12 protein-coding genes are annotated in these 14,483 nt (G+C 71.2%); 5 read left to right on the top strand and 7 right to left on the bottom strand.

All coding sequences use genetic code 11. The features are described 5' to 3' along the window. Window positions 1-34 precede the first annotated feature (34 nt). Together ACFZDI_RS12555 and ACFZDI_RS12560 are read left to right on the top strand one after the other, a co-directional pair. On the top strand, window positions 35-1,033 hold the full coding sequence (locus ACFZDI_RS12555; protein ID WP_372486658.1) for an MASE1 domain-containing protein: 999 nt from the start codon (window positions 35-37) through the stop codon (window positions 1,031-1,033). 149 nt (window positions 1,034-1,182) lie between these two features. Beyond that, window positions 1,183-1,680 (top strand): molybdenum cofactor biosysynthesis protein, encoded by a 498-nt coding sequence (locus tag ACFZDI_RS12560; protein ID WP_391249974.1) that lies wholly within the window; start codon window positions 1,183-1,185, stop codon window positions 1,678-1,680. A gap of 53 nt (window positions 1,681-1,733) precedes the next feature. Here ACFZDI_RS12560 and ACFZDI_RS12565 read toward each other — a convergent pair whose 3' ends face one another. The 3 genes from ACFZDI_RS12565 to ACFZDI_RS12575 all read right to left on the bottom strand — a co-directional run bounded on the left by ACFZDI_RS12565 (window position 1,734) and on the right by ACFZDI_RS12575 (window position 4,706). After that, window positions 1,734-2,396 (bottom strand): YceI family protein, encoded by a 663-nt coding sequence (locus ACFZDI_RS12565; RefSeq protein ID WP_234848638.1) that lies wholly within the window; start codon window positions 2,394-2,396, stop codon window positions 1,734-1,736. A gap of 190 nt (window positions 2,397-2,586) precedes the next feature. Next, window positions 2,587-3,444, bottom strand: coding sequence for a transferase (locus ACFZDI_RS12570; protein WP_391249976.1), 858 nt, complete (start codon window positions 3,442-3,444; stop codon window positions 2,587-2,589). Continuing rightward, window positions 3,441-4,706, bottom strand: a complete 1,266-nt coding sequence (locus ACFZDI_RS12575) for a glycosyltransferase (protein WP_391249978.1) — start codon at window positions 4,704-4,706, stop codon at window positions 3,441-3,443. The genes ACFZDI_RS12570 and ACFZDI_RS12575 overlap by 4 nt, the downstream gene beginning before the upstream one ends. 217 nt (window positions 4,707-4,923) lie before the next feature. Here ACFZDI_RS12575 and ACFZDI_RS12580 point away from each other — a divergent pair, with 217 nt between their 5' ends. Both ACFZDI_RS12580 and ACFZDI_RS12585 read left to right on the top strand, forming a co-directional pair. Further along, window positions 4,924-6,639: a VanW family protein gene (locus ACFZDI_RS12580; RefSeq protein WP_391249980.1), complete on the top strand. Its 1,716-nt coding sequence runs from the start codon at window positions 4,924-4,926 to the stop codon at window positions 6,637-6,639. Between the two features lie 110 nt (window positions 6,640-6,749). Further along, window positions 6,750-8,141, top strand: coding sequence for a Tat pathway signal sequence domain protein (locus ACFZDI_RS12585; RefSeq protein WP_391249982.1), 1,392 nt, complete (start codon window positions 6,750-6,752; stop codon window positions 8,139-8,141). A gap of 50 nt (window positions 8,142-8,191) precedes the next feature. Here the strand turns inward: ACFZDI_RS12585 and ACFZDI_RS12590 are convergent, their stop codons facing one another. From ACFZDI_RS12590 to ACFZDI_RS12605, 4 genes are all read right to left on the bottom strand, one after another. Further along, window positions 8,192-8,929 (bottom strand): carbonic anhydrase, encoded by a 738-nt coding sequence (locus ACFZDI_RS12590; protein ID WP_391249984.1) that lies wholly within the window; start codon window positions 8,927-8,929, stop codon window positions 8,192-8,194. Between the two features lie 165 nt (window positions 8,930-9,094). After that, complete coding sequence (gene katG, locus ACFZDI_RS12595) at window positions 9,095-11,320, bottom strand: catalase/peroxidase HPI (RefSeq protein ID WP_234849294.1); 2,226 nt, start codon at window positions 11,318-11,320, stop codon at window positions 9,095-9,097. 68 nt (window positions 11,321-11,388) lie between these two features. Beyond that, the gene (locus tag ACFZDI_RS12600; RefSeq protein WP_351646146.1) at window positions 11,389-11,826 is read right to left on the bottom strand and encodes a Fur family transcriptional regulator; all 438 of its coding nucleotides are present in this window, start codon (window positions 11,824-11,826) and stop codon (window positions 11,389-11,391) included. Between the two features lie 178 nt (window positions 11,827-12,004). Then, window positions 12,005-12,877 (bottom strand): hypothetical protein, encoded by an 873-nt coding sequence (locus tag ACFZDI_RS12605; RefSeq protein ID WP_391249987.1) that lies wholly within the window; start codon window positions 12,875-12,877, stop codon window positions 12,005-12,007. A 160-nt stretch (window positions 12,878-13,037) separates the two neighbouring features. Between ACFZDI_RS12605 and ACFZDI_RS12610 the strand changes: the two genes are divergently transcribed. Continuing rightward, entirely contained in the window at window positions 13,038-14,483 is a 1,446-nt protein-coding gene (locus tag ACFZDI_RS12610; protein WP_234849297.1) for a glyceraldehyde-3-phosphate dehydrogenase, read from the top strand.

The following is a 14,483-nucleotide window of genomic DNA, read 5'->3' on the forward strand; positions in this document are numbered from 1 at the left end:
CCTCGGTGTCTCATGGCTGCTGTGGTGGGAAGCCGTGGTGGGTAGCCGGAATCTGCGCATGCCGGCCGTCGTCGCTCTGCAGACGCCGGCCGTCGCCGCCTGCTACTACGTGTCCGCTCGACTGGGGCTGCTGCGGGAGCTGGTCGTCGAGGGCGCGGTCGTCACACCCATCTGGCCGCCCACCGGTGTGGCGGTCGCCTGCCTGCTGATCCTCGGACTGCGATGCTGGCCCGGGATCACCCTGGGCGCCTTCTTCGTCATCCTGTCCCTCACCTCCCTCACGCCCTCGACTCTGTGCGTCCTGGCCGGCAACACGGCCGCGCCCGTGGTCGGGTATCTGCTGCTGCGGCGGGCCGGGTTCCGCACCGATCTCGCACGGCTGCGGGACGGTCTCGCCCTGGTGTTCCTGGGAGCCTTCACCGCCATGCTGATCAGCTCGACCACCGGCGCCGGGATCCTGATCGCCACGGACAAGATCGAATGGTCCGGCTTCTGGGCGGTGTGGCTGGCGTGGTGGGTCGGTGACGCGATGGGCGTGCTCATCGTCACGCCGGTGCTGCTCCTGCTGTCGCGCGTACGTCTGCCGCTGCCCGTGTCGCGCTGGAAGGAGGCGACGGGGCTGGCGGTCATCGCCTGCTGTCTGGTGCCGCTGGCCGCGCGCAGCTCGGTCAGCCTGCTGTTCCTCGTCTACCCGCTGCTCATCTGGGCCGCGCTGCGGTTCCAGCTGGCGGGCAGCCTGCTGTGCGCGCTGTTCGCCTCGGTCATGACCACGGTGGCGGCGACCGACCGGGTCGGACCGTTCGAACGGCTCAGCCGGGTCGAGGTGATGATGAAGCTGCAGGCCTTCAACGGGGCGATGGCGCTCACGGCCCTGATCCTCTCGGCGGTGATCACCGAGCAGATCTACACGCGGCGGTCCGTGGAGCGCGCGTGCCAGGAGCTGGTCGAGGTGCTGGAGCACCTCACCGCGGGCGAGGCGGCGGACGACCGGCCTCCACTGGAGGGGGGCGGGCTCGGACGCCGGGAGAAGTGAGCGCCGGCCCTCGGAAGCGGGAGCCCGGGGCTGTCGGGGACCTGGATCGTCCGAGGCGCGGAACCACGGAGCCGCACTTCAGGGGGCCTGCATCGTCCCGGACCTGGGGGCTCCGGGACCGGGCCGCACCACGACCTACGCTGGACGTCATGACCCAGGTGGAGGTGCTGCAGCTGCTGGTCTCGCCCGCGCACCGGCTGGCCGGGCGGCCGTCGGACGGGCCGTCTCCCGGTCCGCCGGACGAGCGGGTCACCCGGGTGGAGGTACGCCGTGGGCTGGGCCTGGTCGGCGACCGCTACTACGCCCGGCCCGCCCACCGGAACGCGGCCGTGACCCTCATGGCCGCCGAGAGCCTCCCGGCCGGCGCGGACCTGCGGCACACCCGTCGGAACATCCTGCTTCAAGGCGTCGACGTCGACTCCCTCGTCGGTGCGACGATCTCGCTCGACTGCGGCACCGGGCCGGTGGTGTTCGAGGTGAAGCGTCCCGCCCGGCCCTGTGCCTGGATGGACGTGACGATCGGGCCCGGCGCACAACGCGCCCTGCGCGGCCGGGGCGGCGTGCGGTGCACCCCGCTGAGCGACGGGGTGCTCACACTCGGCCCGGCCACGTTCCGGGTCGTGGCCGGGGCCGACGACGGGTCCTGAAGGGGCCCGGGCGGTCAGCCGCCCGGGCGGCCCTGCGGGGGGGCGCCGGGCTGTCAGCCGGTTGACGGCGGCGTGCGGATGGCGGCGATGTCGAGTTGCAGGCGCACCTTCTCGCTCACCATCGCGCCGCCCTCGGCCAGCCGGCTGTTGTAGGTCAGGCCCCAGTCCGAGCGGTTGATGGTGGTGGTGCCGTCGAAGCCGACACGGTCGTAGCCGAACGGGTCGGTGACATTGCCGATGTAGGTCATGTCGAGGACCACGGGGCGGGAGACGCCTTTGATGGTCAGCTCGCCCGACATGCGGAACAGATCGGCGCCGGTCTGCTCCACCGCCGTACTGGTGAAGCGCATGTGCGGATAGGTCGCGGCGTCGAGGAAGTCACGGCCGACCAGGTGCGCGTCGCGTTGTTCCACTCCGGTGTCGACGCTCGATGTGAACAGGGTGATATCGGCCCGTGACCGTGTGGGGTCGTGCGCGTCGAAGTACAGCCGGCTTTCGTACTCCAGGAAACAACCGCGCACGGTGGTCACCATGGCATGCCGGACCGAGAAGCCGATCCTGCTGTGGGCGGGGTCGACGACCCATTCACCGGACAGATTCGCCAGTCTGGGGTCCGGCAGCACGCCGGTGGCGGATTCCGGTGCGCCGGTGCGGTGCTGTGGGGGGAAGGGCGCTGCCTGCCGACGGGACGGCACAACGCGGTTGAACAAGTTCATGATTCATCTAGGTACTTGAGTTTGCTTATCGCCGCAAGTCCCCTTCCGTTTTGCGGCTGTTGAGAGCCAGCCCCCGCCCGCTTTTGCCGTCGCATTGCACAAAATCCACACACGGTTGTCGCGGCGCGCCACCGAAACAAGCATGCGAAACTCCTGGAATTTTCATGTCCGGAATATCGGCGAATCGGTGTTACATCACCTCTATAGCGAGGTCGTTGTCGACGGTGTAGTAAGGGCGGAGCGTGGATCCGTCCGCCTCGATCGACGGGTAGACGAACACGTGCTTGCGGTCCGCCACGTCGTCGAGCAGCCGGCCGACCCTGACGGGCGGGGCCCCGGCGGCGGGGCGCACGAAGACGTCCCAGATCCGGGCCGCTCCCCCACCGCCGACCGTCAGGTCCCTGGGTCCGGCGGTGAACGAGAAGCCCCTGCCGTCGCCGTCGAGCCGGGGGGCGACGGTCCGTACGGTGTCGGTGCCCCGCAGACGCAGACGCACGGTGGCGTCCTGGTGGAGCTCGCCGCCGTGCAGACGGGCCGTGACGGTGAGGGCCCGGTCCCTGAGGTCGATGCCGCGGGCTTCCGCGTGGACGGTGCGCCGCCAGGCCCTGAGGGCGAGGAAGCCGTCCTTCGTGGCGTACGGGATCCGGACCGCGAGGGGCGAGGGCCGGTCACGCAGGTGGCCGTCCACGAGGGCGCGCAGGTCCCGCAGGCCCGGGCGCAGCCGACGGCGCTCGGCTTCGGGTTCCGGCAGCAGGTACACGTCCCAGCGGCCCTCGTCGAGGACCGGATGCGGGTCCAGTACGGCGTGGTGCCGGCCGTCGGCCGGGTCGGTGTCCAGGTCGAGCACGTGACGGGCCGTCTCGGGCAGGCCCTTCTTGGGCCGCAGCCGCAGCAGCAGTCGGGGGTGTGCGGCCGCGGTCGGCGGCAACCGGAAGGTGAGCCGCCCGTCGGTGTCGATCGTGCAGTCGGCGCGCGGGTGCGTCTCGTGCTGCGGGCCGGGGGTCGCACCCTCGTGCGTGGGGGTCGGGCTGTCTTCCGGCGTGCTCATCGGCGTCCCTTCCGTATGGAGCGCAGCACGCCGGTGGCGGCGGCGTGGGCGGCGTCGCGGGCGGCGTGGCCCCGGCCCGCCAGCGGGCTGTGGGGGCGGTGGTGCTGTGCGGTGGCCGTCCGGCCGGAGCTCCTGGCCGCGGCGGCGGTCTCCAGCAGGCGTTCGGCCTGGGTGACGACGGGGCCGGGGGCGAAGCGGCGCGCGTTGTCCAGGGCGGCTCGGCCCATACGGCGGCGGCGCTCGTCGTCGGCGACGAGTTCCAGCAGGGCCGCCGCGAGCGCGTCGCGGTCCCCGACCGGTACGAGCCGGCCGTCGACCCCGTCCTCGATGATCTCGCCGGGGCCGTAGGGGCAGTCGGTGCTGACGACGGGCAGCCCGCAGCGCATCGCCTCGACGATGGTCATGCCGAACGGCTCGAAGTTGGACGCGGCCGCCCCGATCGACCCCTTGGCCCACTCGGCCTCCATGGGGGTGGCGGCCCCCATCAGGAACACGTTGTTCCACAACCCGAGCCGCTCGATGAGCCGGCGCAGATTCGCCTCCTCCTCGCCCTTGCCGTAGACACGCAGCTGCCAGTCCGGGTGCGCTGCCGCGACCTGGGCGAAGGCCTCGATGAGCAGGTCGTAGCGCTTCACCGGGACGAGGCGCCCCGCGGCGATCACCACCTTGGCGGTGCCGTCGGCGGGAGGCAGCGCGGGATCGGGGACGCTGTTCGGGAGGGCTTCGACGTGGACCCCGGGCAGCCACATCTTGCGCCGGTACGCGGCGGCGTCCGCCTCCGTCACGGTGGTGATCACGTCGAGGCGCCGGTACGCGCGGCGCAGCGCGGTGCGCAGCCGCGGCGAGTGGTTGTCGAGCGTGAGGTGCTCCTGGCCGACGCGCAGGACGTGCTGCGGGGCCTGGCGGGCGATGTGCACGTTGAGTCCCGGGCGCGTGCCGATGACGGCGTCGGCGTCGAGCGCCGCGAGGCACTCGCCGATGCGCTGGTCGGTCAGCTCGCTGTACTGGTGGTGCCGGTACTCGGCGGCCGGGAACACCTTCGCCGGTCTGCCGTGCAGCGGATTGTCCGCCTCCTTGCGCAGGTCCACCAGGGCCCGGAGCCGCACGCGGGGATCCAGGACGAGATGGGGGCGCTCCCGGTGGCGTAACGCGGAGACGATCTCCACGTCGTGCCGCTCGGCCAGGGCTCCGGCCAGGTTGAACGTGGTGCTGATCGTGCCCCCGATTCCGTAGGCGTTGTGAATCAGGAAAGAGATCTTCATGGTGGCCTAGACCGTGCCGGCGGCCCGACCGTTGTTCGCCGTTACCACTCTGTGGCCGTGCCCCGCTGCCGGGCCGGGCCGGACGATTCCGGAACGATCTCGGACAGAAGTGGTCTGGGCCATACCGTTTCGCCCCCGATATGTGGATAGCTAGATGTGTTTGCCCGCGCATCGTCGCGTCCAAGGGTGCACCCTCGTACCGATCTTCAGGAGACCCATGCGCCCCCGCACGACCCCGGTCCCCCGTATCGCCTCCCTCCCGCCCGTCGCCCTGGCAGGCGGCGCGCTGGCCGTGGGGGTCGGCGGTCTGTATCTCGCCGGGCTGCTCCTCACCGGCGGCCACATCGACTCGGGCACGACCGTGCGCGGGGTGGACATCGGAGGGCTGAGCCGCGCGGAGGCGGTGCTGAAGCTGGAGCGGGAGCTGGGCCCGGCCGGCGCCCGGGAGCTGCCCGTGAAGGTCGGTGACCGCACCGGCAGGATCGATCCGCGGCGCGCGGGTCTCTCCTACGACGTCGAGGAGACCGTCGACCGGGCGGCCCGCACCGGCGCCGATCCGGTCAGCGTCTTCGGCGGGTTCTTCCGCTCGGGCGGCGACATCGAACCGGTCGTGCACCTCGACCAGGGCAAGGCCCGGGCGGCCCTCGGGAAGCTGGCGCACGGACTCGACCAGAAGGTGCGGGACGGTGCCGTGAGCTTCGACCACGGGCAGGTGCGGACCGTCGCACCGCGGACGGGGTACGCCCTGGACGTGAACGCCGCGGTCGAGCCCCTGCGCGAGTCCTTCCTGGGCGGCAGCGGTTCGGCCACCGCCCTGCCCGCCCGCGAGACCCGGCCGAAGGTCACCGCCGACGAGGTGCGGCGGGCCGTGCGCGGCTTCGCGGAACCCGCGATGTCGGGCCCCGTCACGCTCACCGCGGCCGGCCGGCGCTTCACCGTCGGCCAGGACACGCTGGGCGAGCACCTGACCATGCGGGCGGACGACAGCGGCGGACTCCGGCCCGAGCTCGACGCGAAGGGCCTGCGCGCCGAGCCCACCGTGGCCGGTCCGCTGGACGCCGTCACCACGACCGCCGAGAACGCCGAGCTGCGGCCGGAGGGTGACAAGGCCGTGGTGGTCAAGGACGCCACGGTGGGCCGGTCGGTCGACGACAAGGCACTGGGCAAGGCCGTCCTGCCGCTGCTCACCAAGGCGGGCGCCGACCGCGACGGCGAGGTGCAGGTACGCCGGATCCCACCGGAAGTGACCCGGGAGAACGCCGCCCGGCTGGGGCTGACGGAAAAGATGTCCTCCTTCACCGTCCACTTCGAACCGGCCGAGTACCGCACCAAGAACATAGGCCGGGCCGTGGAACTCATCAACGGCTCCCTCGTCCGGCCGGACGAGACCTGGAGCTTCAACCGGACCGTCGGTGAGCGCACCGAGGCCAACGGCTTCATGGACGGCATCATCATCCTCGACGACAAGTTCACGAAGGCCTCCGGCGGCGGGGTCTCGTCCGTGGCGACGACCGTGTACAACGCGCTGTTCTTCGCCGGGGTCAAGCCCGTGGAACACGGAGCGCACTCGTTCTACATCGAGCGTTATCCCGAAGGACGCGAGGCGACGGTCGCCTGGGGCAGCCTGGACCTGCGGTTCACCAACGACTCCGGCAAGGCCCTCTACATCCAGGCCGAGTCCACCGACAGCTCCGTCACGGTCTCCTTCCTCGGCACCCGCAGGTACGACGAGATCAAGTCGGTCACGGGCCCGCGCACCAACGTGACGAAGCCGGAGAAGACGGTGAGCCACGACAAGGAATGCGTGCCGCAGACACCGCTCGAAGGGTTCGACGTCACCGTGGAGCGGGTCTTCTCCACCGACGGCCGTGAAGTGAAGCGGGAGCCCTACCGCACGCACTACACCCCGCGTGACGAGATCGTCTGCGAGTGACCGCCCCGCTCACCCTCGCCAACTCTCCCTTCTGACAAGAGCGTTGACCCCGCTCGTGAGCGCCAGCACAATGAGCCACCACTGGATGAGAGCGCTCTCAAGGGAGATCCATGACTGGCAGACAAGGCCCGGCGCTCAGCCGGCGTTCGCTGATCGGTGCCGGACTCGGTATCGGTGCCGCTTCGCTCACCGCCGCCGGCTCGGGGCAGGCCCTCGCGACCGGTTCCCCCGGGGCACGGCGGGCGTCGGCCCCGGCCCGGGGGTACGCCTTCCTCGCCGCAGCCATGGACGCCTATCCCGACCACGGTGACATCCGCCTGACCCAGAGCTACACCGACCAGGCCGGCCTGTTCAGCACCGCGTTCACCTACGACAACGCCCTCGCGCTCCTGGCCCACCTCGCGGCCCGGACCCCGGCCGGCCTGACCAGGGCCACGGCGCTGGGGGACGCCCTGCTCCACGCCCAGCACCACGACCCGGACCACGACGACGGCAGGCTCCGGCAGGCCTACAACGTCGGGCCGTACACCTTCTACGACGGCTCACCGCAGCCCGACGGCTTCGTACGGGCGGACGGCACGGTCAATGTCGGTACGCAGTTCGGCTTCACCGGTACGGCGGTGGGCGACATGGCCTGGGCGGGCATCGCGCTCGGCGCCCTGGCCCACCGCACCGGGGCGCGCCGCTTCCTCAACGGTGCCGTGCGCATCGGCGAATGGATCGAGCGGACCGGCCGGACCGACGAGCCCCTCGGCGGTTACAAGTTCGGGGTGGACGGGGCGAATCAGAAGCTGCCGTTCACCTCGACCGAGCACAACACCGACCTGGTCTGCCTGTTCGGCCGGCTCGCCCGGCTGACCGGCGACCGCGTGTGGCGGGAGCGGCGCGGCCGTGCCGAGGCGTTCGTGCGCCGGATGTGGGAACCGTCCGGGGGCTTCTTCTACACCGGCACGAACGACGGTGTGACGGTCAACAAGTCCCCGGTCCCGGAGGACACACAGACCTGGACACACCTCGCGCTCGACTCCCGCCGCCACTCCCGGTCCCTGGACTGGGCCGCGACCGAGCTGGCCGTCCAGGACCACGCCGGACGCACCAACAGCACCGTGCCCGCAGGGCAGTCGTACGAGGGGGTCACTTTCAGTTCGGCGAGTCTCCTCGCCAACGAGGACGCGCCGATCGCCGACGGCCAGCCGAAGCCCGACCGCAACGGCGTGTGGTTCGAGGGGACGGCGCACCTCGCGCTCGCGCTGCGTGATCGCGGGACCCGCGGCGACGAGCCCCGCGCCCGGCGGCTGCTCGCCTCGATCGAACGGGCGCAGGAGCTGCTGGGCGACGGACAGACCGTCGGGGGCAGACCGCTGCCCGGGCGCAGTGGGGTCGTGTCCGCCAGCAGCCCGCTGGACACGGGTTTCGGCTTCGGTTACTACCCGTACCGTCACACCGGGGCGACGGCCTGGTACCTGATGGCCACGGCCCGGTTCAATCCGCTCCGGGCGTGACGGAACGGCCCGGTCCGCCGCCCTGTGCGGCGGTCCGGGCCGGCCGCCCGTCAGGCGAGGCGGTGGACCACCTGGGTGGTGAGTTCGTAGCGGGCGCCGACGATCGCCAGCTTGCCGGTGCCGATCCGGGCGGCGAGTTCGGGTTCGGCGGCCAGCCGGGAGCGCACGAGCCGGACGTTGGCGCTCACGGTCGCGTCGATCCGGGCGTCCCCCTCCTGGCCGTGGTCGATGGCCGGGCGTATCCGGTCGACGAGGTACTGCATGTGGGCGGGCAGGCGCTCCCCGGACTGCTCCGCCTGCACGGCCGCGCGCACCGCGCCGCACGACTGGTGGCCGAGGACGACGACCAGCGGTATGCCGAGTTCCAGGACGCCGTAGGCGACGCTGCCGAGCACGGCCTCGTCCAGGACCTCGCCGGCGGTGCGGACGGTCATCAGGTCGCCCAGACCCTGGTCGAAGACCAGCTCCGGGGGGACGCGCGAGTCGATGCAGCCGAGCACGACCGCGAAGGGGTGCTGGGCGGTGACCAGCGTCCGCCGTACGGCGGGGTCCTCGTGCGGGTGGCGCTCGCGGAAGGCCTGCCAGCGGCGGTTGCCCGCGGCCAGCTCCCGCAGGGCCTGGCCCGGGGTGCCGGGTCGTGGCTCCGCGGAGCCGGCGACGGGGGCGGGGGTGGCCGTGTGGGCGGCGCCGAGGCCCGCGCCCAGGGCCGTGGCCCCGGTCAGCGCGGTGCGCAGCAGGGTCCGGCGGGCGGTGCCGGCGCCTCTGGGGGAGGTGGCATGTGAGTTCACGGCCAGAACGTATGCCCGAATGGGCGGTCGGCCGCGGTTCTTACCGATTCATGGTGCGAGTTGGGTGAGTGATGTTCTTGCCTTGAACGCCTTTTGACGGTCTCTCAGGCAGCCAACGGGAACGCCCGGGCCTGCCGGCCCGGGCGTCCTGTCGTGCGGGGGTGATCAGACCAGGTCGAACCGGTCCAGGTTCATGACCTTGACCCACGCCGCGACGAAGTCGTTGACGAACTTCTCCTTCGCGTCGTCGCTCGCGTACACCTCGGCGAGGGCGCGCAGCTCGGAGTTCGAGCCGAACACCAGGTCGGCACGGGAGCCGGCCCACTTGACCTCGCCCGTGGCGGCGTCGCGGCCCTCGAACGTGGTCTGGTCCTCGGACGTCGACTTCCAGGTGATGCCCAGGTCGAGCAGGTTGACGAAGAAGTCGTTGGTCAGCGAGCCGGGCGTCTTCGTGAAGGCGCCGAGCTGGGACTGCTGGTAGTTGGCGCCCAGCACCCGCAGACCTCCGACCAGGACGGTCATCTCGGGGGCGCTGAGGGTCAGCAGGTTGGCGCGGTCGAGCAGCAGGAACTCGGCCGGCAGGCGGTTGCCCTTGCCGTGGTAGTTGCGGAACCCGTCGGCGGTCGGCTCCAGCGCCTCGAACGACTCGGCGTCGGTGTGCTCCTCCGTCGCGTCCACACGGCCGGCGGTGAAGGGGACCTCCACCTGGAAGCCGGCTTCCTTGGCGGCCTTCTCGACGGCGGCGGTGCCACCGAGGACGATCAGGTCGGCCAGGGAGACCTTCTTGGCTCCGGCACCGGCGTTGAACTCCTGCTGGATGCCTTCCAGGACCCGCAGGACCTGCGCCAGCTCGTCGGGCTCGTTGACCTCCCAGCCGCGCTGCGGCTCCAGGCGGATGCGGGCGCCGTTGGCACCGCCGCGCTTGTCGCTGCCGCGGAAGGTGGACGCCGAGGCCCACGCGGTGGACACCAGCTGCGAGACCGACAGACCGGACTCGAGGAGCTTGGTCTTGAGGACGGCGATGTCGCCGTCGTCGACGGGCTCACCTTCGGCCTCGGGCAGCGGGTCCTGCCACAGCAGGGTCTCCTCCGGGACCTCGGGGCCGAGGTACAGGGACTTGGGGCCCATGTCACGGTGGGTCAGCTTGAACCAGGCGCGGGCGAAGGCGTCCGCGAACTCCTCCGGGTTCTCGTAGAACCGGCGGGAGATGGGCTCGTAGATCGGGTCGAAGCGCAGCGACAGGTCCGTGGTGAGCATCTTCGGACGGTGCTTCTTCGAGGGGTCGTGCGCGTCCGGGACGATCTCCGGGGCGTCCTTGGCCACCCACTGGTGGGCACCGGCCGGGCTCTGCTCGAGTTCGTACTCGAACTCGAAGAGGTTCTTGAAGAAGCCGTTGCTCCACTGGGTCGGCGTGGTGGTCCAGGTGACCTCCAGGCCGGAGGTGATGGCGTCGCCGCCCTTGCCGGTGCCGTAGGTGCTGCGCCAGCCCAGGCCCTGCTCCTCCATGGAGGCGGCCTCGGGGTCGGCGCCGACGTTGTCGGCCGGGCCGGCACCGTGGGTCTTGCCGAAGGTGTGGCCGCCGGCGATCAGCGCGACGGTCTCCTCGTCGTTCATCGCCATGCGGCGGAACGTCTCGCGGATGTCGCGGGCCGCGGCGATCGGGTCCGGGTTGCCGTTCGGGCCCTCGGGGTTGACGTAGATGAGGCCCATCTGGACGGCGCCGAGGGGGTTCTCCAGCTCACGGTCGCCGGTGTAGCGCTTGTCGTCGAGCCACGTGGTCTCGGGGCCCCAGTAGACGTCCTCCTCGGCCTCCCATACGTCGGCGCGGCCGCCGGCGAAGCCGAAGGTCTCGAAGCCCATCTGCTCCAGGGCCACGTTGCCGGTGAGGATCAGGAGGTCGGCCCAGGAGAGGGACTGGCCGTACTTCTTCTTGACCGGCCACAGCAGACGGCGGGCCTTGTCGAGGTTGCCGTTGTCCGGCCAGCTGTTGAGCGGCGCGAAGCGCTGCTGGCCGGCGCCGGCACCGCCGCGGCCGTCGCTGATGCGGTAGGTGCCGGCGCTGTGCCAGGCCATACGGACCATCAGCGGGCCGTAGTTGCCGAAGTCGGCGGGCCACCAGTCCTGCGAGTCGGTCAGCACCTCGGCGATGTCCTGCTTGACGGCGTCGAGGTCGAGGTTGTTGAACGCCTCGGCGTAGTCGAAGTCCTTGCCGAGGGGGTTGGCCACGTCGGGGTTCTTGGCGAGGATCTTCAGGTTGAGCCGCTCGGGCCACCACTGGCGGTTGCCACCGCCCTGGGTCGGGTGCAGGGCGCGGCCGTGCGCCACGGGGCAGCCGCCTCCCGTCTCCTCCGACTTCGAGTCGGTGACGATCGCGTCGTGGTTCTCAGTCATGGAAATCCTTCCGGACGGGGTGCATCACGGTGCTCGGGTGAATCACGGTGCTCGGGTGGATCACGTGCTCAGGAACTGCGAGCGGTGGAGCAGGCGGGGCACAGGCCCCAGTAGATGACCTCGGCCTCGTCGACGGCGAAGCCGCGGTCGTCGGACGCCGTCAGGCAGGGGGCGTGGCCGACCGCGCAGTCGACGTCGGCGACGGCTCCGCACGAGCGGCACACGAGGTGGTGGTGGTTGTCGCCGACCCGCCCCTCGTAGAGGGCCGGGCTGCCGGGTGGGTCGAGGCGACGTATGAGTCCGGCCGCGGTGAGGGCGTGCAGCCCCTCGTAGACGGCCTGGACGGAGATGTGGCCCACGCGGCCGCGCACCTCGGAGGCGATGGCCTCGGCACCGAGGTGGTCACCGTCCCGCACGGCTTCGAGCAGCGCGACGCGGGCGGCCGTCACCCTCAGGCCGGCACCTCGCAGCTCCTCGGCGGTGGTCGGGTTCCCGGTTGCGGTCATGGAGCCAACCTAGCCACACAAACACGATCCGTTCAAGAAAACGAACGGTTCAATTTTGGCGTCGGGCGCGTGAGGCCTGTGTGCGGCGGGCTACTTGAGCGATGTGAGTCCGGTCACAGTCGCATGATGGCGTCAGGGGTGACCCACGGCGTCGCGCACCGCCGTGCCGGCCGGTGGATCACACGTCCGATGAGGTGAGACGCTCGAGCCGGGCGGCGGCCGTCGCGGCCTTGCGCCCGGCTTCCCGGGCGTGGCGTTCGGCGGTACGCGTCCGCTCCCGGGCGGCCCGTTCGGCGAAGCGGGCCTGCTGGTGTTCACTCTTGGCGCGCTCCAGTTCGCCGGTCAGCTCCTCCACGCGCCGCTGGAGGGCGTCGACCTGTTGTTTCGCCTCCGCGGCGGCCCGGCCCGCGGCCTCCGCCTCGCCCTGGAGCTCGCGCAGCTCGCGCTCGGCGGCTTCGGCGTCCCTGCGGGCTTCGTCCAGTCGGCGCCGCTGCTGCTCGCTCGCCTTCCTGCCGGGACGGGCGGGTTCGGGCGCGGGTGCGGGCGCGGGGCGCTGCGGCCGGGCGCCTTCGGCGACGGCGGGGAAGCCGACGGTCGCGCTCAGCGGCTTGGTCAGGCGGCCGTCGGCCCAGACCCGGGCGGCCTCGGGGTCGGCCAGGACGGCGTGCAGGGTGTTCTCGACCTCGCGCTGGACGCTCTCCCCGATCGGGTGACCGGCCTCCTTCGCGAGCCTGCGCGCCTGCAGGGACAGGGCTCGCACGAGTGCGTGCTGCCGGCGGCTCAGCTCGCGCAGCTGTGCGCCGTCCAGGTTCTGGTGGGCCTGGCGCAGCCCCTCCCCCAGACGCAGCAGGGGCTCGACCTCTTCGGGGCTGCTGCGGACCAGGAGGTTGCTGACCCAGGCGGCGAGGCTGGGCTTGCGCAAGGTGCGGATCCGCTCGGCGAGTTCCCTGTCACCGGCGGTGCGGGCGGCGGCCACGGCGGAGGCGCGGGCGGCGGTGAATTCCTCCGGGCGCAGGGCGTACAGCTCGTCGGCCACGGAGTCGTAGTCCATGAGCACCCCTTTCCGCAGGGAAGATCCGGTTTCGATCGTCTCAGGCACCGCCCGCCGGGGCGCGCGGAGAGCTCGCCGGACGGATCGGAGACACCCCGCTCATGACCCGGAAAATCGACGGTTTAACATATGAGCGCCGCCTAGCTCGAAAGATGGACTCGTGACTGTCAACGACGACTCGTTCACCAACTGGAAGATCCGCGAGGAGATCGCGGAGTCGATGATCCCGATCATCGGGAAGCTGCACCGGGAGCGGGACGTGACGGTCCTGCTGCACAGCCGCTCCCTGGTGAACAAGTCGGTGGTCAGCATCCTCAAGACCCACCGGTTCGCCCGGCAGATCGCCGGTGCGGAGCTCTCGGTCACCGAGACGCTGCCGTTCCTGCAGACCCTCGCCGAGCTCGACCTCGGCCCGTCGCAGATCGACATCGGCATGCTCGCCGCGACCTACCGCGAGGACGACCGCGGTCTGTCGGTCGCGGAGTTCACCGCGGAGGCCGTCGCCGGCGCGACCGGCGCCAACAAGATCGACCGCCGTGACGGCCGGGACGTCGTCCTGTACGGCTTCGGCCGCATCGGCCGGCTCGTGGCCCGGCTGCTCATCGAGAAGTCCGGCTCGGGCAACGGTCTGCGGCTGCGGGCCATCGTGGTGCGCGGAGGGGGCGAGCAGGACATCGTCAAGCGCGCCTCGCTGCTGCGCCGCGACTCGATCCACGGCCAGTTCCAGGGCACCATCACCGTCGACGAGGCGAACAGCACGATCGTCGCCAACGGCAACGCGATCAAGGTGATCTACGCCAACGACCCGTCCGAGGTCGACTACACGGCGTACGGCATCAAGGACGCCATCCTCATCGACAACACCGGCAAGTGGCGCGACCGCGCGGGCCTGTCCCAGCACCTGCGCCCCGGTATCGACAAGGTCGTGCTGACCGCGCCCGGCAAGGGCGACGTCCCCAACATCGTGCACGGCGTCAACCACGACACGATCAAGCCGGACGAGCAGATCCTGTCCTGCGCGTCCTGCACCACGAACGCGATCGTGCCGCCGCTGAAGGCGATGGACGACGAGTTCGGGGTCCAGCGCGGTCACGTCGAGACGGTTCACTCGTTCACCAACGATCAGAACCTGCTGGACAACTACCACAAGGCCGACCGCCGTGGCCGGTCCGCGCCGCTGAACATGGTCATCACCGAGACCGGTGCCGCCTCAGCCGTCGCCAAGGCGCTGCCCGACCTCAAGGCGCCGATCACCGGCAGCTCGATCCGGGTCCCGGTCCCGGACGTGTCGATCGCGATCCTCAGCCTGCGGCTCGGCCGTGAGACCACCCGCGAGGAGGTCCTCGACCACCTGCGCGACGTCTCCCTGACCTCTCCGCTCAAGCGCCAGATCGACTTCACCACGGCGCCCGACGCGGTCTCCAGCGACTTCATCGGCTCGCGCCACGCCTCGATCGTCGACGCCGGCGCCACCAAGGTCGACGGCGACAACGCGATCCTCTACCTGTGGTACGACAACGAGTTCGGCTACTCGTGCCAGGTCATCCGTGTCGTGCAGCACGTGTCCGGCGTGGAGTACCCGACGTACCCGGCCCCGGCGGTCTGA

The sequence above is a fragment of the Streptomyces sp. NPDC007907 genome, assembly GCF_042959365.1.
GTDB classification, from domain to species: domain Bacteria; phylum Actinomycetota; class Actinomycetes; order Streptomycetales; family Streptomycetaceae; genus Streptomyces; species Streptomyces indiaensis.

What these genes read in the sequence shown, in the direction of transcription:
- ACFZDI_RS12560 (WP_391249974.1), top strand. Translation starts at nt 1,183, where the DNA reads ATGACCCAGGTGGAGGTGCTGCAGCTGCTGGTCTCGCCCGCGCACCGG.
- ACFZDI_RS12565 (WP_234848638.1), bottom strand. Translation starts at nt 2,396, where the DNA reads ATGAACTTGTTCAACCGCGTTGTGCCGTCCCGTCGGCAGGCAGCGCCC.
- ACFZDI_RS12570 (WP_391249976.1), bottom strand. Translation starts at nt 3,444, where the DNA reads ATGAGCACGCCGGAAGACAGCCCGACCCCCACGCACGAGGGTGCGACC.
- ACFZDI_RS12575 (WP_391249978.1), bottom strand. Translation starts at nt 4,706, where the DNA reads ATGAAGATCTCTTTCCTGATTCACAACGCCTACGGAATCGGGGGCACG.
- ACFZDI_RS12580 (WP_391249980.1), top strand. Translation starts at nt 4,924, where the DNA reads ATGCGCCCCCGCACGACCCCGGTCCCCCGTATCGCCTCCCTCCCGCCC.
- ACFZDI_RS12585 (WP_391249982.1), top strand. Translation starts at nt 6,750, where the DNA reads ATGACTGGCAGACAAGGCCCGGCGCTCAGCCGGCGTTCGCTGATCGGT.
- katG (WP_234849294.1), bottom strand. Translation starts at nt 11,320, where the DNA reads ATGACTGAGAACCACGACGCGATCGTCACCGACTCGAAGTCGGAGGAG.
- ACFZDI_RS12600 (WP_351646146.1), bottom strand. Translation starts at nt 11,826, where the DNA reads ATGACCGCAACCGGGAACCCGACCACCGCCGAGGAGCTGCGAGGTGCC.
- ACFZDI_RS12605 (WP_391249987.1), bottom strand. Translation starts at nt 12,877, where the DNA reads ATGGACTACGACTCCGTGGCCGACGAGCTGTACGCCCTGCGCCCGGAG.